Here is a 21346-nt window from a genome sequence, read left to right on the forward strand (position 1 = left end):
TAGTGATGCGCAATCCAGTGGGCGGGCACGTCCCCGTTGCCGGGGGGCTCGCCTCGGTCGGCCTGACCTACGCCCGTGAGATGGGGGCGGAGGCCGTCCAGGTCTTCGTCGCCAATCCGCGCGGCTGGGCCACTCCGGTCGGCAATCCGGCGCAGGACGAACGGTTCCGGGCGGAGTGCGCGGCGGAGTCCATCCCGGCGTACGTGCACGCCCCGTACCTGATCAACTTCGGCTCGCACACCGAGGCGACCGTGGAGAAGTCGGTGGAGTCGCTGCGCCATTCCCTGCGCCGCGGCCGGGAGATCGGTGCGCTCGGGGTGGTCGTGCACACCGGGTCGGCGACCGGGGGGCGCCCGCGTGAGGCGGCGTACGCGCAGGTCAGGGAGCACATGCTGCCGCTGCTGGACGAGCTGACGCACGACGACGACCCGTTCTTGCTGCTGGAGTCCACGGCCGGGCAGGGCTTCTCGCTGTGTTCGCTCGCCGAGGACTTCGGGCCGTACTTCGACGCACTGGACCACCACCCGAAGCTGGGGATCTGCCTGGACACCTGCCACATCTTCGCGGCGGGTCACGACCTGGCGGAGCCGGGCGGGACGAAGGTGATGCTGGACCTGCTGGTGGACACGGTGGGCGAGGGCCGGCTGAAGCTGGTCCATGCGAACGACTCCAAGGAGGGCGTCGGCGCCCACAAGGACCGGCACGCCAACATCGGCCAGGGGCACATCGGCCGGGACGCCTTCGCGGAGCTGTTCACGCACCCCGCGATGGACGGCGTTCCGCTGGTCATCGAGACGCCCGGCGGCAAGGAAGGGCACGCGGCGGACGTCGCGCTGCTGAAGGAGCTGCGCGGCCCGCAGTGATCCGCTGATTCCTTGAGGAATACCCCAGGGGGGTATACGGTTCGGTCATATCGACGGAACCGCTACCCGGCGTTCCCACGAGGGGGTTGTCATGGAGCACATGCACGAGAGGCACGAGGGACACACGGCTCACGAAGGACACACGGGCCACGAAGAGCACCACCACCCCGGGTCCGCGCAGCCGCACGAGCACCACGCATCCGCGCACGGGGCCGGCGGCCCGGTCAGCTGGGGCATGGCCGCCCGGGCCACCCTCCACTGCCTCACCGGGTGCGCCATCGGCGAGGTGCTCGGCATGATCATCGGCACCGCGCTGGGCTGGGGGAACGCCGGGACGATGATCCTGGCGATCGTCCTCGCGTTCTTCTTCGGCTACGCGCTCACCCTGCGCGGGATCCTCGCCGCCGGCGTCGACCTCCGTACGGCCGTCCGGGTGGCGCTGGCCGCGGACACCCTTTCGATCGCCGTCATGGAGCTGATCGACAACGGGGTGATCGCCCTGTGGCCCGGCGCGATGGACGCGCACCTGTCGGACCCGCTGTTCTGGATCGTCCTGGCGATCGCGCTGGCGGCCGCCTTCGTGATCACGACCCCGGTCAACAAGTGGATGATCGGCCGCGGCAAGGGTCACGCGGTCGTGCACCGGTACCACCACTGAGCGAGCCCGGCCCGACCGGCGAGGCGCCCCGCTACAGTTCGGGGCCCTCCCCGGGCTCCTCCTGGTACGAGTAGCGCTGCTCGCGCCACGGGTCGCCGATGTTGTGGTAGCCGCGCTCCTCCCAGAAGCCGCGGCGGTCGGCGGTCATGTACTCGATGCCGCGGACCCACTTGGGGCCCTTCCAGGCGTACAGGTGCGGGACCACCAGCCGTACCGGGAAACCGTGCTCGGCGGTGAGCAGTTCACCGCCCTCGTGGGTGGCGAAAACGGTCCGGTCGGAGGCGAAGTCGGCCAGCCGCAGATTGGAGCTGAAGCCGTACTCGGCCCACACCATCACATGCGTGACCTGCGGTGCGGGGGGAGCCAGGGCGAGGACCTCACGGGCGAGCACACCGCCCCATTCGGCGCCCTGCATGCTGAACTTCGTGACGCAGTGCAGATCGGCCACGACGGAGTCGAACGGCAGGGCCGTGAACTCCTCATGGTTCCAGCAGTGCTTGTCCCCGTCGGCCGTCGCGCCGAAGACGCGGAACTCCCAGCGGTCCGGCTTGAACTTGGGTACGGGCCCGTAATGGGTGACCGGCCAGCCCCTCTGCAGCCGCTGCCCCGGTGGAAGCTCCAGCTGCTCTGCTCCCGGAGATTCCCGGCTTTCCGGCTGACCCATGACTCCATGGTGACAGACTGGGCAGGGTGGTCATGACCAGGCCTTGGTCGATTCGGGCAAGTCATGGTAACTCCCACTAAGGAGGCACTTACTGGACGGTCCCCGACGGCGGTGCAAGGATGCGCGCAACTGCCCCGTCACATAGCTGACATTGCCTGGAAGGAGCCTCTGCGATGCAGGGCGACCCCGAGGTCCTTGAGTTTCTGAACGAGCAGCTGACCGGCGAGCTGACGGCCATCAACCAGTACTGGCTGCACTACCGCATCCAGGACAACAAGGGCTGGACCAAGCTCGCCAAGTACACGCGTGAAGAGTCCATCGACGAGATGAAGCACGCGGACAAGATCACCGAGCGCATCCTGATGCTCGACGGTCTGCCGAACTACCAGCGTCTCTTCCACGTGCGCGTCGGGCAGACGCTCACGGAGATGTTCCAGGCGGACCGCCAGGTCGAGGTCGAGGCCATCGACCGGCTCAAGCGGGGCATCGAGGTCATGCGCGGCAAGGGCGACATCACCTCGGCCCGGCTCTTCGAGGAGATCCTGGAGGACGAGGAGCACCACATCGACTACCTCGACACCCAGCTGGAGCTCATCGAGTCCCTGGGCGAGCCGCTCTACATCGCGCAGCTGATCGAGCAGCCGAGCTGACCGGGCCGATCGAGCCCTAGGCCGCTTCCGCCAGCTCCGCCGAACGGACCGGACCCGGCTCCGCGGCGAGCACGGCCGCGCTCTGGCCCTTCTCCAGCAGCTCCCGGCGCGGGCAGGCCCCACGGCCGAGGATGCCCTGGATGGTGCGCACGCACGATCCGCAGTCGGTGCCGGCCTTGGTGGCCGAGGCGATCTGGCGCGGGGTGCAGGCCCCGGACGCCGCGTGCTCCTTGACCTGCTTGTCGGTGACACCGAAGCAAGAGCAGACGTACACGCGGTTCACCTCCCAGGGCGGAATGGTTCTGCGGTTCAGCGAGCCATCCCCTTTTCGGTGAGGCTTACCTAACCGTACCCAAAGTTAGGGTCGCCTAAAAGCCCTGGATACGACAGTGGGGCGCGGATCACATCGATCCGCGCCCCACTGTCGTACGAAGGTACTGACTGATCCCTACTGGTCGCGGTACATCTCGGCGACGAGGAACGCCAGGTCCAGGGACTGGCTGCGGTTGAGCCGCGGGTCGCAGGCCGTCTCGTAGCGCTGGTGCAGGTCGTCGACGAAGATCTCGTCGCCGCCGCCCACGCACTCGGTGACGTCGTCACCGGTGAGCTCGACGTGGATGCCGCCCGGGTGGGTGCCGAGGGCCTTGTGGACCTCGAAGAAGCCCTTGACCTCGTCGAGCACGTCGTCGAAACGGCGCGTCTTGTGGCCGGAGGCCGCCTCGAAGGTGTTGCCGTGCATCGGGTCGGTGACCCAGGCGACGGTCGCACCGGAGGCGGTGACCTTCTCGACCAGCTCGGGGAGCTTGTCGCGGACCTTGTCGGCGCCCATGCGGACGACGAAGGTCAGCCGGCCCGGCTCGCGCTCCGGGTCCAGGCGGTCGATGTACGTCAGCGCCTCGTCCACCGTGGTGGTGGGGCCGAGCTTGATGCCGATCGGGTTGGCGATCTGCGAGCAGAACTCGATGTGCGCGTGGTCCAGCTGGCGGGTGCGCTCACCGATCCAGACCATGTGGCCGGAGGTGTCGTACAGCTTGCCGGTGCGCGAGTCGGTGCGGGTCAGCGCGCCCTCGTAGTCGAGCAGCAGCGCCTCGTGGGAGGCGTAGAACTCGACGGCCTTGAACTCGGCCGGGTCGGTGCCGCACGCCTTCATGAAGTTCAGCGCGTTGTCGATCTCCCGGGCCAGCTGCTCGTACCGCTGACCGGACGGGGAGGACTTCACGAAGTCCTGGTTCCAGGCGTGCACCTGGCGCAGGTCGGCGTAGCCGCCGGTGGTGAAGGCGCGCACCAGGTTGAGCGTCGAGGCGGACGCGTTGTACATGCGCTTCAGGCGCTCCGGGTCCGGGACCCGGGCCTCCTCGGTGAAGGCGAAGCCGTTGACGGAGTCGCCGCGGTAGGTCGGCAGGGTGACGCCGTCGCGGGTCTCGGTGTCCTTGGAGCGCGGCTTGGAGTACTGGCCCGCGATGCGGCCGACCTTGACGACGGGCACGGAGGCCGCGTACGTCAGGACGGCGCTCATCTGGAGCAGCGTCTTCAGCTTGGCGCGGATGTGGTCGGCGGAGACGCCGTCGAAGGCCTCGGCACAGTCGCCGCCCTGGAGCAGGAACGCCTCGCCCTTGGCGACGGCTCCCAGACGGGCACGCAGCTGGTCGCATTCACCCGCGAAAACGAGGGGAGGATACGACTCGAGGTCCGCGACGACAGCGCGCAGAGCCTCGGCATCGGGGTACGAAGGCTGCTGCGCCGCGGGAAGGTCTCGCCAGGTCGCCTTGGCGGCGGGGGCTTGGGTTTCAGCGTTCACGGTCACCTCGTACACATTACGGCGTCACAGGCCGCGTTCGGCCCCCCGCCCACAACGTGAGACGAACCAGCTCAAAGGTCGCGGACGCCCGGCGGAACGGAATCCATGGTTCAGCTCACGCCATGAGACAGATCCTGCCCCGCGGGGGTGGTCTGGGCTAAAGTGCCCACCATGTACGCGCACTCGAACCAGAACTGGTGGTGGCCCGCTCCCGGCGGCCCACTTCTCGCGCGTACCTGAAGACACGCACGACGCGAAGGCCGCCCCGAGGGGCGGCCTTCCGCGTTTTCGACCACGCTGTCGGATCCCAGGGGCCGCTCCTCCCACCGGAAGGACGCTCCGCCCCATGAATCCCAGCCGACCCGACCGACTGAGCCGACTGCTCGACCCCGCCTGCCCGCCGTTCGCCCTGCTGCGCCGGCGAACCCCCGGCCGCGACCACGACACCGTCGAGGTGCTGATCGGTCAGGTGGGCGACGTCGAACACCTCGCCGACCTGCCCGTCGGCGAGCTTCCCACCCTCGCGCTCGTCCCCTTCCGGCAGATCCGGGAGCGCGGCTTCGACGTGCGCGACGACGGCACGCCGCTGAGCGTGCTGGTCGCCGAGGAGGCGTACGAGATCCCGCTCGCCGAGGCGCTGGCCGCGCTGCCGAGCCATCCGGTGCGGGTCGACGGCGGCGGCTTCGACGTCCCCGACGAGGAGTACGCGGCCACCGTCCGGCGGGTCATCGAGGACGAGATCGGCCGCGGCGAGGGCGCGAACTTCGTCATCCGGCGCACGTACGAGGGCCGCATCGACGGCTTCGGCCGGGCCGACGCGCTCGCGCTGTTCCGGCGGCTGCTGGAGGGCGAGCGGGGCGCGTACTGGACGTACGTCGTCCACACCGGGCGGCGGACCCTCGTCGGGGCGAGCCCCGAGGTGCACGTGCGGATGTCCGGCCGGACGGTCGTGATGAACCCGATCAGCGGCACCTACCGCTATCCGGCCGGGGGCCCGACGGCCGAGTCCCTGCTCGCCTTCCTCGGCGACCGCAAGGAGACCGAGGAACTGTCGATGGTGGTCGACGAGGAACTGAAGATGATGTGCACGGTCGGCGACATGGGCGGGGTCGTCGTCGGACCGCGGCTGAAGGAGATGTCCCACCTCGCGCACACCGAGTACGAGCTGCGCGGCCGGTCCTCGCTGGACGTGCGGGACGTGCTGCGCGAAACCATGTTCGCGGCGACCGTCACCGGATCGCCGGTGCAGAACGCCTGCCGCGTCATCGAGCGGTACGAGGCGGGCGGGCGCGGCTACTACGCGGGCGCGCTGGCCCTGCTGGGCCGGGACTCCGCGGGGGCGCAGACCCTCGACTCCCCCATCCTGATCCGCACCGCCGACATCGCGGCGGACGGCACGCTGCGGGTGCCGGTGGGCGCCACGCTGGTCCGGCACTCGGACCCGGCGGGCGAGGTGGCGGAGACCCACGCGAAGGCGGCGGGGGTGCTGGCCGCGCTCGGGGTGCGGCCGGCCGCGCCGCGCCCGGCCTTCGAGGGGGCCCGGCTGGCGGACGACCCGCGGGTGCGGGCGGCCCTGGCGGCGCGCCGCCAGGACCTGGCGCCGTTCTGGCTCCGGATGCAGGAGCGGCCGGCCGCTCCTGCGGGCCATGCGCTGGTGGTGGACGGCGAGGACACCTTCACGGCGATGCTGGGGCACGTCCTGCGGGTGGCCGGGCTGGAGGTGACCGTACGCCGCTACGACGATCCGGGGCTGCGGGCGGCGGCCCTGGCCTGGGAGGGCCCGATCGTCCTGGGCCCCGGCCCGGGCAACCCGGCCGAGGCGGCGGACCCCAAGATGCGGATGCTGCGCGCGCTGACGGCCGATCTGCTGGCCGGGCACCGGCAGGGCCTGGTCGGGGTCTGCCTGGGCCATGAGCTGCTGGCGGCCGAGCTGGGCCTCCCGCTGGTCCGCAAGGCGGAGCCGGCGCAGGGGGCGCAGACCCGGATCGAGCTGTTCGGGGCCGAGGAGGTGGTCGGCTTCTACAACACGTACACCGCGCACTGCGACGACGCCCTGGCCGCGCGGCTCGCCGACGAGGGGGTGGAGGTGGCCCGTGATCCGGCGACGGGCGAGGTCCACGCCCTTCGCTCTACGGCCGGCTTCGCGGGGGTGCAGTTCCACCCGGAGTCGGTCCTCACCCTGCGCGGGGCGGACCTGCTGCGCGAGCTCCTGGCCGGAGTCCGGGCGGTGTCCCCGGCCTGAGGCGTCGCACGCCGGGCGGGCCGGATTTCAGCCCGTCCGGCGCTCGAGGCGCGGGGACCGGCCGGGGTCCGGGCCGCCGCCTGGGTCGTCTCTTTCGGATCTTGTCGGCCGAGCCCGCGGCGTCCGGTGCCATGGGGCCTCCCCAGGCCCGCCAGGGCCGAGGGGAAGCATGGCAAGGCGGAGGAGCGCACCGTGTACTGGACGTACTCGGGCGCCCCGACAACGCGGCCAGGTGCGGTGCCGGGCGGGCCGGGCCCGGCAAGATCCGAAAGAGACGACCTAGTCCCCGCCCGGGGCGGCTCCCGTGCCGGGCGCGGGGGCCGTCGGCGCCGCCCGGCGGGCGAGGGCGGACCGGATCCCCTGCCACGACAGGACCGCCAGCAGTACCGGGGCCCCGAACACCAGGACGGAGACCGCGCCGAGTGCCAGCCCGACGGACAGCACCACGCCCACGGCGTGGTCGGCGACCTCCAACCACGGATCGGTCCGCCGGCCGGGCTCGGCCCGGCGCGCCAGGTGCGCGGCGCGGTAGGCGAACAGCAGTTGTACGGCGGCGAAGACGAAGAAGATCCAGCGGATCCAGTCGGGTATGTCCACGGTGCGAACATAGGCCCGTGGTCGCCTTCCGTCGTGGACGGGATGTGAACGCGGGCGGAAATCCGAGGGCGCGCCCTACTCCGGCGGGACCAGGGTGTTCTCGGAGCGGCGGCCCGCCAGGTAGTCGGCCACGTTGGCGACGGTGGTGTCGATGATCTGGCCCACCGCGTCCGTCGTGTAGTACGCCTGGTGGGAGGTCACGACGACGTTCGGGAAGGTGACGAGGCGGGCCAGGGTGTCGTCCGCGACGGTCTCCAGCGACTTGTCCAGGAAGAAGACGCCGGCCTCCGCCTCGTACACGTCCAGGCCGACGCCCTCGAGGCGGCCCGCCCGCAGCTCGTCGACCAGGGCCTCGGTGTCGATCAGCCCGCCGCGGCTGGAGTTCACCAGGATCGCGTCGTCCCGCATCCGCCGCAGCGCGGCCGCGTCGATGAGGTGCCGGGTGGAGTCGACCAGTGGCACGTGCAGGCTGATCAGGTCCGAGGACTCCAGCAGCTCGTCCTTGTCCACGTACGTCATGCCGAGCTCCACGCAGGCCGGGTTCTGCACCACGTCCCAGCCCAGCAGGCGCATGCCGAAGCCGTGCGCGATCCGGGTGAACGCCTCGCCGATCTTGCCGGTGCCGAGCACGCCGACCGTGCGGCCGTGGAAGTCCCGGCCCATCAGCCCGTTCAGCCGGAAGTCGAAGTCCCGGGTCCGGGTCGTCGCCCGGACGAGCCGCCGGTTCACGGTCAGCGCCAGCGCCCACGCGAACTCGGCGACCGAGTAGGGCGAGTAGTACGAGACCCGGCCGATCGTCATGCCGAGGCGCCGGGCCTCGTCCAGGTCGATGTTGTTGAAGCCGGTGGACCGCTGGGCGATCATCTTCGTCCCGCCCGCCGCCAGCATCCGCAGCACCCGGCCGCTCAGGTCGGCGTTGACGCTGGAGGAGACGATCTCGTACCCGGCGGCGATCGGCGCGGTGTCCTCCTCCAGGAAGACTTCGAGGCAGCGGATCTCGTGCGTGCCCGCGAAGGCCTGCTCCAGGAGCGGCTTCTCGTCGGCGGTCACACCGAATGCCAGGATCTCCACGCCAGCTCCCGCACCTCGACACCATGGGCCGTTCGTCACGATACGGCCCATGGTGGCGGGTCGCCGCTCAGCCGAAGAAGACCCCGGCCTCCTTGTACAGGGCGGGATCCACCGTCTTCAGCTTCGACGTCGCCTCCGCGATCGGCACCCGGACGATGTCCGTCCCCTTGAGCGCGACCATCTTCCCGAAGTCCCTGTCGCGCACCGCGTCGATCGCGTGCAGACCGAACCGGGTCGCGAGCCACCGGTCGAAGGCGCTCGGCGTGCCGCCCCGCTGGATGTGCCCGAGCACCGTCGTACGGGCCTCCTTGCCGGTCCGTTCCTCGATCTCCTTGGCCAGCCACTCGCCCACGCCCGACAGCCGGACGTGGCCGAAGGAGTCCAGGGTGCCGTCCTTCAGCACCATCTCCCCGTCCTTGGGCATGGCCCCCTCGGCGACCACCACGATCGGCGCGTAGCTCGCCTTGAACCGGGAGGTGACCCAGGCGCAGACCTCGTCCATGTCGAAGCGCTGCTCCGGGATGAGGATGACGTTGGCGCCGCCCGCGAGCCCCGAGTGCAGGGCGATCCAGCCGGCGTGCCGGCCCATGACCTCGACGACCAGGACCCGCATGTGGGACTCGGCCGTGGTGTGCAGCCGGTCGATCGCCTCGGTCGCGATGCCGACGGCGGTGTCGAAGCCGAAGGTGTAGTCGGTGGCCGACAGGTCGTTGTCGATGGTCTTGGGCACGCCGACACAGGGGATGCCGTACTCCTCGTACAGCCGGGCCGCGACCCCGAGGGTGTCCTCGCCGCCGATCGCGATGAGCGCGTCCACCTCGTACTTCGCGAGGTTCTCCTTGATGTCGCGCACGCCGTTCTCCGTCTTGAACGGATTGGTGCGCGAGGAGCCGAGGATGGTGCCGCCGCGGGGCAGGATGCCGCGGACGGCGGGGATGTCGAGGGGGACGGTGCGCCCCTCGACCGCGCCCCGCCAGCCGTCCTTGAACCCGATGAACCCGCAGCCGTACTCCTGCTCGCCCTTGCGGACGACGGCCCTGATCACCGCGTTGAGACCGGGGCAGTCGCCGCCACCGGTCAGCACTCCGACCTTCATGGAATCTCCAATCGCCATGACGGTCACGCTAGTGGTGACCCAGGTCACAGCAAGGGACCCGGAGAGGCCAATTCCGGTGGAATCGCGAGGCGTTGCGTACACCCGTTCACTCGTACGAGGACGTAAGTACGATCGACGGGCGGTGCGGACGTCCCCCGGGCGGGTACTACGCGTCGTCGAGGCCGCGTTCTATGGCATACCGGACGAGCTCCACCCGGTTGTGCAACTGCAGCTTGCCCAGGGTGTTCTGGACGTGGTTCTGCACGGTGCGGTGGGAGATGACCAGACGCTCGGCGATCTGCTTGTACGACAGCCCCTTGGCCACGAGCCGCAGTACCTCGGTCTCGCGGTCGGTCAGTTGCGGGGCCTTCGGCTCGTCGGAGGTGGCCGGCAGCGGGTCGGTGGCCAGGCGCCGGTACTCGCCGAGCACCAGCCCGGCCAGGCCCGGGGTGAAGACCGGGTCGCCGGCCGCGGTGCGGCGGACGGCGTCGATCAGCTCCTGGGCGCCGGCGGACTTCATCAGGTAGCCGGTCGCGCCGGACTTCACCGCCTCCAGGACGTCCGCGTGCTCACCGCTGGCCGACAGGACCAGGACCCGCAGCGCCGGGTTGGCGCCGACGAGTTCCTTGCAGACCTGCACGCCCGGCATGCCGGGCAGGTTGAGGTCGAGGACCAGCACGTCGGGCGTGACGGCGTGGGCCCGGCGGACCGCCTCGGGGCCGTCGCCGGCCGTGGCGACGACGTCGAAGCCCGCGGCGGCCAGGTCCCGGGCGACCGCGTCCCGCCACATCGGGTGGTCGTCGACGACCATCACCCTTATGTCGTGGAGCTCGTTCGGCCTGTTCGGGTCGTTCACGTCGGTGCGCTCGCTCATCTCTTGTCCGTCCTCGCCCTGGGTACCTTCAGTTCCACTTCGGTGCCCTGCCCGGGAACGGACACCAGATCGGCGCTGCCGCCGAGATCGCGCAGCCTGCCGCGGATGGACAGGGCCACCCCCATCCGGCCCTCGCCCGCCGCCTGGTCGAGCCGGCCCGCCGGGATGCCGGGGCCGTCGTCGCGAACGGTCACGATCACCTCGTCGCCCCAGTCCTCGACGAGGATCCAGGCCCGCGCCCCTTCCCCGGCGTGCTTGCGCACGTTGTCCAGGGCGGCGCCGACCGCCGCGGCCAGTTCCTTCGCGGCCGGCACCGGCAGCGGCACCGGGGTGCCCGGCTCGGCGAAGCTCACGCGGGACCCGGCGTGCGGGGCGAGGAGCGTGCGCAGGTCCAGCTCGCCGTCCTCGGCGCCCGGCTCGTCCACCTCGTACGTGTCCACCAGCGCGCCGCGCGACTCGTCGTGGGAGACCCGGGAGGGCTGTACCAGCCCGCTGGAGACCAGCGTGCGCAGCGCCACCTCCTGCTCCCCCGCCATCCGGCCGAGCTCCTCGGCCTCGCCGCCCAGCTCGCTGCCGCGCCGCTGGACCATGGCGAGGACCTGGAGGACCCCGTCGTGGATGTCGCGGGCGAGGCGCTCGCGCTCGCGGGTGGCCGCCTCGATCTCCAGGGCGCGGGCGAGGGTGTTCTCACTGGCCCGGGCGACCTCGACCACGTAGCCGATGGCCACGGAGGCGACCCAGACGAGCAGGACGTTGTGCAGGGTGTCCCGGGTGGGCTGGCCGGTGTGGATGGCGAGGTTGGCGGCCGCCACGAAGGTGGAGGCGAAGCAGGCCCAGCGCCAGCCGCCCTTGATGGCGAAGGCGAGGACCGCACCCGCCGTCCAGATGGTGGGGAGGGTGCTGCCGCCCGCGCTGATCCGCGCCTGGGTGTCGGCGACCGGTGTGAGCACGATCCCGACGATCGCGACGGTGAGGTCGGCGACGAGGAAGCCCTTGGTGCAGCTGGCGGCGTTCGCCACCTTCCGGGAGGTGGCGAGGGTCCAGACGGCGAGGGCGGCCAGGTAGCCGACCGCGACCCCGGGGCGGGAGAACTCCTTGTACGCGAAGGCGAACAGCAGCACCGCGTAGACCATGGTCAGCAGCCGGTACGCGGTCAGGGCACGCCAGAGCGGCTGCTCGACCGACATGCGTACGACGCGTTCGCGTTTCGCCATCTCCCCCACCCCTCGCGGGCGGTACCGCCCACGCGCAGCTACTCCGACGTGCCGTCGGCCTTCTCGCCCTTTTCGGCCTTCTCCGCCTTGGCGGCCTTCTCGGCCTTCTCGGCGTCGGCGATCTGGCGCTTGGCCGCCGTCGCGTAGATGTCGACGTACTCCTGGCCGGAGAGCTTCATGATCTCGTACATGACCTCGTCGGTCACCGAGCGGAGGATGAAGCGGTCGTTGTCCATGCCGTGGTAGCGGCTGAAGTCCAGCGGCTTGCCGATCCGGATCCCCGGGCGCATCAGCTTGGGGACCACCTTGCCGGGCGGCTGGATCTTCTCCGTGTCGATCATCGCTACGGGGATCACGGGCGCACCGGTGGCCAGGGCGACGCGGGCCAGACCGCCGGGCTTGCCGCGGTAGAGGCGTCCGTCGGGTGAACGCGTGCCCTCGGGGTAGATACCGAACAGCTCTCCGGCCTCGATGACCTTGATGCCGCTCTGGATCGCGGCCTCACCGGCCCCGCGGGCGCCGGAGCGGTCCACCGGGAGCTGGCCGACGCCCTTGAAGAAGGCGGCCGTCAGCTTGCCCTTGACCCCCGGGGAGGTGAAGTACTCCGCCTTCGCGATGAAGGTGACCTTCCGGTCCAGCACCGCCGGCAGGAAGAAGGAGTCGGAGAAGGACAGGTGGTTGCTCGCGAGGATCGCCGGCCCCTCCGCGGGAATGTTCTCGAGGCCCTCCACCCACGGCCTGAAAGCGAGCTTCAGTGAACCGCCGATGGAGAACTTCATTGCGCCGTAGATCAACTCGAAAGCCTTCCTGTGTCTGTCGAACAGACCATATCCCGTGCCTACACCGGCAGGGACCCGACGACCCTGGCCGGTGCCACCCCGGTCGCGTACGGTGAAGTCACACAGAGCAACGCACCCACCCGACGTACATCATGATCAAGGAGACCCTGGTGCCCGTCCTCCCTGGAGCCGAGCCGTTCCGCCACGAGGGCGGAGAGGTCGGCGTCCTCCTCTGCCACGGCTTCACCGGTTCCCCGCAGTCCCTGCGCCCCTGGGCCGAGTATCTCGCCGGGCGGGGCCTCACGGTGTCGCTTCCGCTGCTGCCCGGCCACGGGACGCGCTGGCAGGACATGCAGCTCACGGGCTGGCAGGACTGGTACGCCGAGGTCGACCGCGCCCTGCGGGAACTGCTGGACCGGTGCGAGCAGGTGTTCGTCTTCGGGCTGTCGATGGGCGGGGCGCTGACCCTGCGGCTGGCGGCCAAGCACGGGGACGCCATCAGCGGCATCGTGCTCGTCAACCCGGCCAACAAGGTGCACGACCCGCTCGCCGTGACCCTTCCGGTGACCAAGCACCTCATCCGGTCGACGCCGGGCATCGCCAGCGACATCGCGAAGCCGGGCTCGGAGGAGGTCGGATACGACCGGGTCCCGACCCGGGCCGCGCACTCGCTGAAGAAGTTCCTGCAGCTCGTGGACGCCGACCTGCCGCAGGTGACGCAGCCGATGCTGCTGCTGCACAGCCCGCAGGACCACGTCGTACCGCCGGTCGACTCCGCGCGGGTACTGGCCCGGGTCTCCTCCACGGACGTCACCGAGACCCTGCTGGAACAGAGCTACCACGTCGCGACGTTGGACCATGACGCGGAGCGGATCTTCGCGGACAGCTATGCGTTCATCGGCCGCTTGGCGGAGAGCGTGGGCAGGGAGGGGGCGGAGGCCGGTGGCTGAGCACGAGGAGCAGTCGGGCGGGGTTCCGCCGCTGGACGAGGAAGCGGCGTGGGCGGCGATCGTCGCCGGGTACGGGCAGGAGCCGCCGGACCCGCCGGGGGCCCGGCCGTTCAGACCGATCGAGAACCTCCTCCTGCCGGAGGAGGACGTCAAGCCGCTGCCCGCGGAGTCCGGAGCGGACGCGAAGGCCGATCCGGAGCCGGACGCGGAGCCGGATCCGAAGACGGATGCGGAGCCGGATCCGAAGACGGATGCGGACCCGGGGCCTCCGGCGGCGCTGGGCAGCTCCGTGGTCTTCGCCCCGGGCGTGGGCATGTCGGGTCCCCGGGACCACTCGCCGGCGGAGCCGAAGGACGACGACCTGACCGCGGCGGAGGAGGGCCACTTCGTCCCTCCGGAGCCGGAGCTCCCGCCGGCGGACACGACGTCGAAGTTCGCGTGGCTGGCGGTCGTCGGCGGCCCGGTCCTGCTTCTGCTCGCGGTGCTCCTGCAGTGGGAGATGACCTGGTGGCTGACGACGCTGGGCATCGGCGGCTTCCTGGGCGGCTTCGCCACGCTGGTCGCGCGCATGGCGACCGGCGACGACGATGACGACGACGACCCGGGCCGCGGCGCGGTCGTCTGACCCCGAGGCTTCCCGGGGCTCCGCCCCGGACCCCGCGCTTCAATCTCCCCCAGCTACCGCTGGGAGGTACCCCCTGGCGGGGCTGACATTCGGCCCCGCCGGCAATTGAGGCGCGGGGGTCCGGGGGCGGCGCCCCCGGCAACGGCGCCGCACGCGGACCCGGGACCGCCAAGCTACGGCGCAGCCGCCAGCCGGAGTGCCGCCAGCACCGGCAGGTGGTCCGTCGCCGAGCGCAGGTCCGTGGTCGAGATTCCCGGCAGCCCCGCAGGGACACCGCAGGCCAGCACCTCCACCCCCTTCGTGGCGAACACGGCGTCGATCCGCCGCTCCGGCGCCGCCGCCGGGAAGGTCGGTCCGCCGCCCCACGGGGCCACCGCCCGGCAGTCCTGGAGCTCGGCGGCCAGCCGCCCGTACGCCGGCCCCTCCGGGCCCTCGTTCACGTCGCCCGCGGCGATCGCGTACGGCACGTCCATGGCGGCCAGCCGGTCCAGCAGCAGCTCCGTGTGGGCGCGGCGCTCCTCGGCCCGGAGCGAGAGGTGCAGGGAGGCCAGGCCCATCCGGACGCCCCCGATCCGGACCACCGCCGTGGCGAAGCCCCTGCGGTGCAGGCCGGGGGTGCGCGGCAGCAGGACGTCCTCCGTGCGCTCCACGAAGACCCGTAGCGAGCACAGCAGCAGCGGCCCGGCCGCCGTCGCGCCCCCGCCCAGCACCACCAGGTCGCACTTGGCGGCCAGCCGGGCCGCGTGTTTGCGCCACCGGAAGAACCGGGGGGCCTCCTGCACGAGGACGAGGTCGGGTTCGCACGCCCGGATGACCCGGGCCAGCGCCTCCTCGTCGTCGCGCAGGGAGCGGATGTTGTAGCTGAGTACCCGGATCACGGCAGAACCGTCGGGCTCCGTACGAGACTTCGGCAGCTGGTCCATGCCCCGCAAGATACGCAGCCGCCCGCCGCTCCCCCAAGGGGCGCGGCGGGCGGTGCGCAGGGAATCGAGACGGAGAGGGCTCAGCCCTGGCGGGCCAGGTCGGCCGCGCCGACGAGCCCGGCCTTGCCGCCCAGCTGCGCGGCGAGGACCTGCGCGTGCGGGCGCCAGGCGCCGCCGACCAGCCAGCGCTTGAAGGACTTGCGGATCGGGTCGAGGACGAGGTCGCCCTCGTCCGAGACCCCGCCGCCGACGATGAAGGCGGACGGGTCGAACAGCGAGGCCAGGTCGGCCAGTCCCGCGCCGGCCCAGCGGGCCAGTTCGCGGAAGGCGTCGATGGCCACCAGGTCGCCCTGCCGGGCGGCCTCGCTGATGTGCTTGCCCTCGATGCCGTCGGCGGTGCCGTCGCCGAGCGCGAGCAGGATCGCCGCGTTCTCGGGGGTGGCGTTGGCACGCTGCTTCGCGTACCGGACGAGGGCGCGCCCGGAGGCGTACTGCTCCCAGCAGCCCTGGCTTCCGCAGCCGCACAGCAGGCCGTCCGGGACGACCCGGATGTGCCCGAACTCGGCGGCGACGCCGAAGCGTCCGCGGCGCAGCTTGTTGCCGATGATGATGCCGCCGCCCAGGCCGGTGCCGAGCGTGATGCAGATGACGTCGTCGTGGCCCTGGCCGGCGCCGAAGCGGTACTCGCCCCAGGCCGCGCAGTTCGCGTCGTTCTCGACGACGACGGGCAGGCCGATGCGCTGCTCGACCTTGTCCTTCAGCGGCTCGTGCCGCCAGTTGATGTTGGGCGCGAAGAGCACGGTCGCGCGCTTGTCGTCCACGTATCCGGCGGCGCCGATGCCGACGGCCTCGATCGTGTGGTTGCTGCTGACCTCGGAGACGGCGGCGCAGATGGCCTCCGTCACTCCGTCCGCGGTCGGCGGGGTGGGCACCTTGTACGTCTCAAGGATCGTGCCCTCTTCGTCGACCACGCCGGCCGCGATCTTCGTGCCGCCGATGTCGACGCCGATGGTGAGTCCCATTAGTCCCTCGGTTTCCGGTCAAACCCCGCCACGGCCAACGGTACCCGAGGCTTCCGGGGGATCAGTCGAGATCGATCCGCTCGGAGGGGCCTGCGTCGGGGCCGTCGTCCCCGGGGTCGCGGTCGTGGGACGCCTGCCGGGGGGCCGGGGGTTCGCCCCGCGTCCAGCGGCGCTCGTGGCCCTCGACGGCCGAGCGGTAGGCGGCGAGCAGTTCGGATCCGGCGGCCGCGAGGTGGTCGAAGACCTCCGGGTTGCGCTCGATGACGGGCTTGGCGGCGGTCTTGGCCTGGTCGACGAACTGGCGCACCGCACCCTGTGCGGCCACGCCGAACAGCGGGTTGTTCAGCCCGGACACCTTGTCGGCGACGGCTTCGAAGAGCTTGAACAGCTCCTCGGCGGCGGTGCCGGTGCCGCCGGCCGCGGCCTGCTCCTGTCCGCGCAGGCGCTCCTTCTCGGCGGCGAGGTCCTCGGCGCAGGCCTTGGCCCACGCGTCGTCGTCGGTGGGGCGGTCGGTGGCCTCGCTCATGGCGGACTCTCTCCTGCGGCGGCTGCTGGACGTGCGGTACGGACTACTTTCGACGGTACCCGAACGGGGGTACGCGGTTCATCGCGCGCGGGGCCACAGTCCCGGGTCGGGGGTGAAGCGGATGCGGAGCTCCCCCTCGGCGAGGGCGGCGCCGGAGACGGTGCAGCGGCGCAGCGCCGCGGGGAGCGGAACGATCCTGCGGTGCGGGCCCGCGGTGAGCAGCAGCTCGTCGCCGCGGCGTACGAGGTCGAGGTCGCTCTTGTGCGCGCCGGGCAGCGGTACCACCCAGACGAGGACCCCGTCCTCGGCCAGCCGGTCCTCGACGGCCCAGGCCCGGCGGGGTGCGGGCGCCCCGGGTACGAGCCCGTCGGTGTCGGCGAGCAGCTCCAGGTCCTGCGGGCCGCGCGGATCGCGGCCGAGGTGGGCGAGGGCCACCACGGGGAGCTCGGCGGCCCACTCGGCGGCGTACTTCTGTTGCTGGGCGGCGAGCCCGGCGAGCCAGGGATCGGCGGATTCCGTCGGCACGGTGCGGTTGGCGACGAGGGCGGAGACGGGCAGCTGCTGCAGGGCGAGCCCGAGCCGGCCCAGGCGCAGCGCGTCGGCGGCGGCCGGGCCGGGCTCGGCGACCAGCCGCAGCTCGGTGGTGTCGGCCTCGACGACGGCCTGGACGGCGGCCAGCTCCTCGTCCCAGCGGGCGGCGGTCTCGTAGAGCCACTGCGCGGGCATGGGGACGCCGGCCAGCTGGGCCAGTACGGGGCGCAGGGCGCGGGCGGCCTGCCGCTCGGCGGGCAGCAGCCGGGTGAGGTAGCGGCGCAGCTGGGCGGGGAGGGCGAGGGTGGCCACGGTCCGGTGGAGCGGCGGCATGTCGACGACGACGAGGTCGGTGCCGGGCGCGGCGGCGGCCCGCCGCAGGGCCCGGAGCAGGGCGAACTCCTCGGCGCCGGGCAGTTCGGTGATCTCCTCGGCGCCCAGCGGCCGGGCCCCGACCATGCCGAGCAGGGCGGATCCGCGCTGCTGGAGGGCGACGAGCTCGTCGCGGAACTCCTCGCCGGAGTCCACCCGCGCCACCCGCAGCCCGGGGGCGGCCGGGTCGCCGACCAGGGCGGTGAGCGGGTCGCCGATGTCGCCGGAGAGCAGCAGCACCCGCTGCCCGTGGCGGGCCGCGGCGAGGGCGGTGGCCGCCGCCACGGTGGTCCGCCCGGCCCCGCCGGGGCCGGTGATCAGCAAGGTGTGCATGGTGCGGGTGCTCCGGTGTGCGGGAAGCGGGATCAGACGGTTTCGACGCGCTTCTTCAGGCCCGCGAGCGCACGGTCGATGATGACCTTCTCGGCCTTGCGCTTGATCATGCCGAGCATGGGGATCTTGACGTCGACGGTCAGCTGGTAGGTGACCTCGGTGCGCTTGCCGCCGTCGACGGCGGTCAGCCGGTAGGAGCCGTCCAGCTGGCGCAGCATCTGGGACTTGTCCAGGGTCCAGCTGACCTCGTCGGTGCCCGTCCAGGTGTAGGCGAGGGTGTGGTCGTCCTTGATCGCGCCCGCGTCGAGCAGCAGGCGGACCTTCTCGGCGCGCCCCTGGGCGTCGGTGGCCAGCACCTCGGCCTCCTTCACCTCGCCGGTCCACTCGGGGTAACGGGCGAAGTCGGCGATCACGGCCATCACGTCGGTGGGCGCAGCCTCGATCGTGATGCTTGAGCTGGTGTGTTCCGCCATCGCGGTCGCTCCTCCGGGCTGGGGGTGGTACCTCCCAGCGGCAGCTGGGCAAGTTCGAGGATGTGTGCGGCCTGGGGCCGCCGCGTGAAGGCTACCGCGCGTGTGGACGTCGCCACTCCAGCGCCTCCCGTACCCTGCGCGAGCCCGCCGTGAAGCGGCTCGATCTCTACCATTCGAGGACCCAGGGCCGGCCGGTGGCCGCGAAGTGGCCCACGTTCACGCACTCGGTGTTCCCGATGCGCATGCGGCGGGCGAGCGGCTGGTGAACGTGTCCGAAGAGGGCGTAGCGGGGGCGGGTGCGGCGGATCGCGGCGAGCAGGGCCTCGCTGCCGCGTTCGAAGCGGCGGGCGACGGTGTCGTAGCAGAGCTCGGGCACTTCCGGCGGGATGTGCGAGCAGAGCACGTCCACCTCGCCGAGGGCCTCCACCTTGGCGGCGTACTCCTCCGGGTCCACCTCGTAGGGGGTGCGCATCGGGGAGGGCAGTCCGCCGCCGACGAAGCCGAAGACGCGGCCGCCGATCTCCACCCGCTGGCCGTCGAGCACGGTGAGGCCGTGGCGGTCGGCGTACTCGGGCCACAGGCCCGGCATGTCGACGTTGCCGTAGGTGGCGTACGTGGGAGTGGGGAAGGCGGCGAACATCTGGGCGTACTGGCGGCGTACGGCGCCCTCGATGAGGGTGTCCCGGTCCAGGCCGGCCCACAGCTCCCGCCCGAAGGCGCGGGCCTCGTCGAAGCGGCGCGCGGTGCGCAGCTCGACGATCCGGTCGGCGTTCTCGATGCCGAACAGGTCGGGGAAGATGCCGCGCGAGTGGTCGGCGTAGTCGAGGAAGAGCACGAGGTCGCCGAGGCAGACGAGGGCGTCGGCGCCGTCGCCCGCCCGGGCGAGGGCCTCGGTGTTGCCGTGCACGTCGCTCACGACGTGGACCCGGGTGCGGCCCGCCCCAGGGCCTGCTCCACGGCCCGCCCCACGGCCTGATCCGCTCGTGCCGAACTGCTGTCCCCGCATGCTGCCAGCCATGCGGCCAACCCTAGAGCTGCCTGGTGGCGGCGGGTAGAGGGGGTGGAAGAGGCGGCCGGACCTGCGGTTACTTCCGAGTCGCGAACGGGGTCGACTACTGTCGGCACGTTGGTGCGAGGCAGGGTAAGTGCAGAATGTGACGCACGGAACATCTGGCCGGTTCCCCCTATCGGGAACCCACTACCGGTGGGTAACGTCCGGTCGGTCCACATGGTGGCGATGGCGCCCAGAGGAGCAGCAGTCTTGCGCGAGTTCAGCCTTCCGGCCCTGTACGAGGTCCCGTCGGACGGGAACCTGACGGATCTCATCCGCCGCAACGCCGCTCAGCATCCAGACACCGCCGTCATGAGCCGCAAGGTCGACGGCCGGTGGCAGGACGTGACCGCGACCGAGTTCCTCGCCGAGGTCCGGGCCGCGGCCAAGGGCCTCGTGGCGGCCGGCATCCGGCCCGGCGACCGGGTCGCCCTCATCTCCCGCACCCGCTACGAGTGGGTGCTGTTCGACTTCGCGATCTGGAGCGCGGGCGGCGTCACCGTCCCCGTGTACGAGACCAGCTCCCCCGAGCAGGTCCAGTGGATCCTCGGTGACTCCGGGGCCGTCGCCGTCATCGTGGAGAGCCCGGCGCACAGCGCGGCCGTGGCCTCCCTGCGCGACCGGCTGCCGGAACTGCGCGAGGTCTGGGAGATCGAGCAGGGCGCGCTGGAGGCGCTGAAGGCCGCCGGCGCGGAGATCTCCGACGCCGAGGTCGAGGAGCGCAGCAGCCTCGCCAACGCCGACGACCCGGCCACCATCGTCTACACCTCGGGTACCACCGGCCGCCCCAAGGGCTGCGTGCTGACCCACCGCAACTTCTTCGCCGAGTGCGGCAACGTGGTGGAGCGCCTCAGCCCGCTCTTCCGCACCGGAGACTGCTCGGTCCTGCTCTTCCTCCCGGCCGCGCACGTCTTCGGGCGCCTGGTGGAGGTGGCGGCCGTGCTGGCGCCGATCCGCCTGGGCTGCGTACCGGACATCAAGAACCTGACGGACGAGCTCCAGTCCTTCCGGCCCACGCTGATCCTCGGTGTCCCGCGCGTCTTCGAGAAGGTCTACAACTCGGCACGCGCCAAGGCCCAGGCCGACGGCAAGGGCAGGATCTTCGACGCCGCGGCCGACACGGCGATCGCCTACAGCCGCGCGCTGGACGCCCCGGGCGGCCCGTCCTTCGGGCTGCGCCTGAAGCACAAGCTGTTCTCCAAGCTGGTCTACAGCAAGCTGCACACGGTCCTCGGCGGGCGCGGCGAGTACGCGATCTCCGGCGGCGCCCCGCTGGGCGAGCGGCTCGGCCACTTCTTCCGCGGCATCGGCTTCACGGTGCTGGAGGGCTACGGCCTCACCGAGTCCTGTGCGGCCACGGCCTTCAACCCGTGGGACAAGACGAAGATCGGTACGGTCGGCCAGCCGCTGCCGGGCTCCGTGGTGCGCATCGCCGACGACGGCGAGGTGCTGCTGCACGGCGAGCACATCTTCAAGGAGTACTGGAAGAACGAGACGGCGACCGCCGAGGCGCTGACCGACGGCTGGTTCCACACCGGCGACGTCGGCACCCTCGACGAGGACGGCTACCTCGCGATCACCGGCCGCAAGAAGGAACTCATCGTCACGGCGGGCGGCAAGAACGTCGCGCCGGCCGTCATCGAGGACCGGATCCGCGCGCACGCGCTGATCGCGGAGTGCATGGTGGTGGGCGACGCGCGGCCCTTCGTGGCGGCGCTGGTCACCATCGACGAAGAGTTCCTCGGCCGGTGGGCCGCGGAGAACGGCAAGCCGGCCGGTGTGACGGCGGCGGAGCTGCGCGAGGACGCGGAGCTGATCGCCGCCGTCCAGAAGGCCGTGGATGACGGCAACGCGGCGGTTTCCAAGGCGGAATCGGTGCGGAAATTCCGCATTCTTCCCTCCCAGTTCACGGAGGAGTCGGGTCACATCACGCCGTCGCTGAAGCTGAAGCGCAATGTGGTGGCCAAGGACTTCGCGGACGAGATCGAGGCGCTCTACCGCGGCTAGTCCGCCGCTCCTCTAGCGGCCCGCGGC

Annotated in this window: 22 protein-coding genes; 7 read left to right on the forward strand and 15 right to left on the reverse strand. The window is 71.5% G+C overall.

Going from position 1 to position 21346, the window contains the following annotated elements:
* Positions 1–5: 5 nt before the first annotated feature.
* Both JYK04_RS13880 and JYK04_RS13885 read left to right on the forward strand, forming a co-directional pair.
* Positions 6–863, forward strand: a complete 858-nt coding sequence (locus JYK04_RS13880; protein WP_189736264.1) for a deoxyribonuclease IV — start codon at positions 6–8, stop codon at positions 861–863.
* A gap of 91 nt (positions 864–954) precedes the next feature.
* Entirely contained in the window at positions 955–1521 is a 567-nt protein-coding gene (locus tag JYK04_RS13885; protein WP_189736266.1) for a DUF4396 domain-containing protein, read from the forward strand.
* A 31-nt stretch (positions 1522–1552) separates the two neighbouring features.
* On the opposite strand, the gene JYK04_RS13890 is transcribed toward JYK04_RS13885, so the two are convergent.
* Entirely contained in the window at positions 1553–2185 is a 633-nt protein-coding gene (locus tag JYK04_RS13890; protein ID WP_030010526.1) for a sulfite oxidase-like oxidoreductase, read from the reverse strand.
* Positions 2186–2358: 173 nt separating this feature from the next.
* On the opposite strand from JYK04_RS13890, the gene bfr reads away from it, so the two are divergent.
* A complete protein-coding gene (bfr, locus tag JYK04_RS13895) occupies positions 2359–2835 on the forward strand; it encodes a bacterioferritin (protein WP_030010525.1) in 477 nt (158 codons plus the stop codon).
* A gap of 16 nt (positions 2836–2851) precedes the next feature.
* On the opposite strand, the gene JYK04_RS13900 is transcribed toward bfr, so the two are convergent.
* Both JYK04_RS13900 and JYK04_RS13905 read right to left on the reverse strand, forming a co-directional pair.
* Positions 2852–3118, reverse strand: a complete 267-nt coding sequence (locus tag JYK04_RS13900) for a (2Fe-2S)-binding protein (RefSeq protein WP_189736268.1) — start codon at positions 3116–3118, stop codon at positions 2852–2854.
* Between the two features lie 165 nt (positions 3119–3283).
* Positions 3284–4639, reverse strand: coding sequence for a class II 3-deoxy-7-phosphoheptulonate synthase (locus JYK04_RS13905; RefSeq protein ID WP_189736270.1), 1356 nt, complete (start codon positions 4637–4639; stop codon positions 3284–3286).
* Between the two features lie 340 nt (positions 4640–4979).
* Here JYK04_RS13905 and JYK04_RS13910 point away from each other — a divergent pair, with 340 nt between their 5' ends.
* The gene (locus JYK04_RS13910) at positions 4980–6875 is read left to right on the forward strand and encodes an anthranilate synthase family protein (protein ID WP_189736271.1); all 1896 of its coding nucleotides are present in this window, start codon (positions 4980–4982) and stop codon (positions 6873–6875) included.
* A gap of 279 nt (positions 6876–7154) precedes the next feature.
* Here JYK04_RS13910 and JYK04_RS13915 read toward each other — a convergent pair whose 3' ends face one another.
* The 6 genes from JYK04_RS13915 to JYK04_RS13940 all read right to left on the reverse strand — a co-directional run bounded on the left by JYK04_RS13915 (position 7155) and on the right by JYK04_RS13940 (position 12506).
* Complete coding sequence (locus tag JYK04_RS13915; protein WP_189736273.1) at positions 7155–7472, reverse strand: hypothetical protein; 318 nt, start codon at positions 7470–7472, stop codon at positions 7155–7157.
* A 75-nt stretch (positions 7473–7547) separates the two neighbouring features.
* A complete protein-coding gene (locus JYK04_RS13920) occupies positions 7548–8543 on the reverse strand; it encodes a 2-hydroxyacid dehydrogenase (protein WP_189736275.1) in 996 nt (331 codons plus the stop codon).
* Positions 8544–8610: 67 nt separating this feature from the next.
* Positions 8611–9639, reverse strand: a complete 1029-nt coding sequence (locus JYK04_RS13925) for a 6-phosphofructokinase (protein WP_189736614.1) — start codon at positions 9637–9639, stop codon at positions 8611–8613.
* Between the two features lie 166 nt (positions 9640–9805).
* On the reverse strand, positions 9806–10513 hold the full coding sequence (locus tag JYK04_RS13930) for a response regulator (protein ID WP_229875156.1): 708 nt from the start codon (positions 10511–10513) through the stop codon (positions 9806–9808).
* Positions 10510–11727, reverse strand: a complete 1218-nt coding sequence (macS, locus tag JYK04_RS13935; RefSeq protein WP_189736277.1) for a MacS family sensor histidine kinase — start codon at positions 11725–11727, stop codon at positions 10510–10512. The genes JYK04_RS13930 and macS overlap by 4 nt, the downstream gene beginning before the upstream one ends.
* A gap of 38 nt (positions 11728–11765) precedes the next feature.
* Positions 11766–12506, reverse strand: coding sequence for a lysophospholipid acyltransferase family protein (locus tag JYK04_RS13940; RefSeq protein WP_189736618.1), 741 nt, complete (start codon positions 12504–12506; stop codon positions 11766–11768).
* 170 nt (positions 12507–12676) lie between these two features.
* On the opposite strand from JYK04_RS13940, the gene JYK04_RS13945 reads away from it, so the two are divergent.
* Positions 12677–13456 carry an alpha/beta hydrolase gene (locus JYK04_RS13945; RefSeq protein WP_189736279.1) on the forward strand — a complete coding sequence of 260 codons (780 nt, stop codon included), beginning with the start codon at positions 12677–12679 and terminating at the stop codon, positions 13454–13456.
* Entirely contained in the window at positions 13449–14081 is a 633-nt protein-coding gene (locus JYK04_RS13950; RefSeq protein ID WP_189736280.1) for a hypothetical protein, read from the forward strand. Before JYK04_RS13945 ends, JYK04_RS13950 begins: the two co-directional genes overlap by 8 nt.
* Before the next feature lie 173 nt (positions 14082–14254).
* Here the strand turns inward: JYK04_RS13950 and JYK04_RS13955 are convergent, their stop codons facing one another.
* From JYK04_RS13955 to JYK04_RS13980, 6 genes are all read right to left on the reverse strand, one after another.
* Positions 14255–15004 carry an endonuclease/exonuclease/phosphatase family protein gene (locus JYK04_RS13955; RefSeq protein WP_189736282.1) on the reverse strand — a complete coding sequence of 250 codons (750 nt, stop codon included), beginning with the start codon at positions 15002–15004 and terminating at the stop codon, positions 14255–14257.
* Between the two features lie 80 nt (positions 15005–15084).
* Positions 15085–16026 (reverse strand): ROK family glucokinase, encoded by a 942-nt coding sequence (locus tag JYK04_RS13960; protein WP_189736284.1) that lies wholly within the window; start codon positions 16024–16026, stop codon positions 15085–15087.
* 61 nt (positions 16027–16087) lie between these two features.
* Positions 16088–16552, reverse strand: coding sequence for a DUF5304 domain-containing protein (locus JYK04_RS13965; protein WP_189736287.1), 465 nt, complete (start codon positions 16550–16552; stop codon positions 16088–16090).
* Between the two features lie 78 nt (positions 16553–16630).
* On the reverse strand, positions 16631–17788 hold the full coding sequence (locus tag JYK04_RS13970) for an ArsA family ATPase (protein WP_189736289.1): 1158 nt from the start codon (positions 17786–17788) through the stop codon (positions 16631–16633).
* A gap of 32 nt (positions 17789–17820) precedes the next feature.
* Positions 17821–18261, reverse strand: a complete 441-nt coding sequence (locus tag JYK04_RS13975) for an SRPBCC family protein (protein WP_189736291.1) — start codon at positions 18259–18261, stop codon at positions 17821–17823.
* Between the two features lie 166 nt (positions 18262–18427).
* Positions 18428–19267: a metallophosphoesterase family protein gene (locus JYK04_RS13980; RefSeq protein ID WP_373297415.1), complete on the reverse strand. Its 840-nt coding sequence runs from the start codon at positions 19265–19267 to the stop codon at positions 18428–18430.
* Positions 19268–19522: 255 nt separating this feature from the next.
* Here JYK04_RS13980 and JYK04_RS13985 point away from each other — a divergent pair, with 255 nt between their 5' ends.
* On the forward strand, positions 19523–21319 hold the full coding sequence (locus tag JYK04_RS13985; RefSeq protein ID WP_189736294.1) for an AMP-dependent synthetase/ligase: 1797 nt from the start codon (positions 19523–19525) through the stop codon (positions 21317–21319).
* Positions 21320–21346: the final 27 nt, after the last annotated feature.

The sequence above is a fragment of the Streptomyces nojiriensis genome, assembly GCF_017639205.1.
Lineage (GTDB): Bacteria > Actinomycetota > Actinomycetes > Streptomycetales > Streptomycetaceae > Streptomyces > Streptomyces nojiriensis.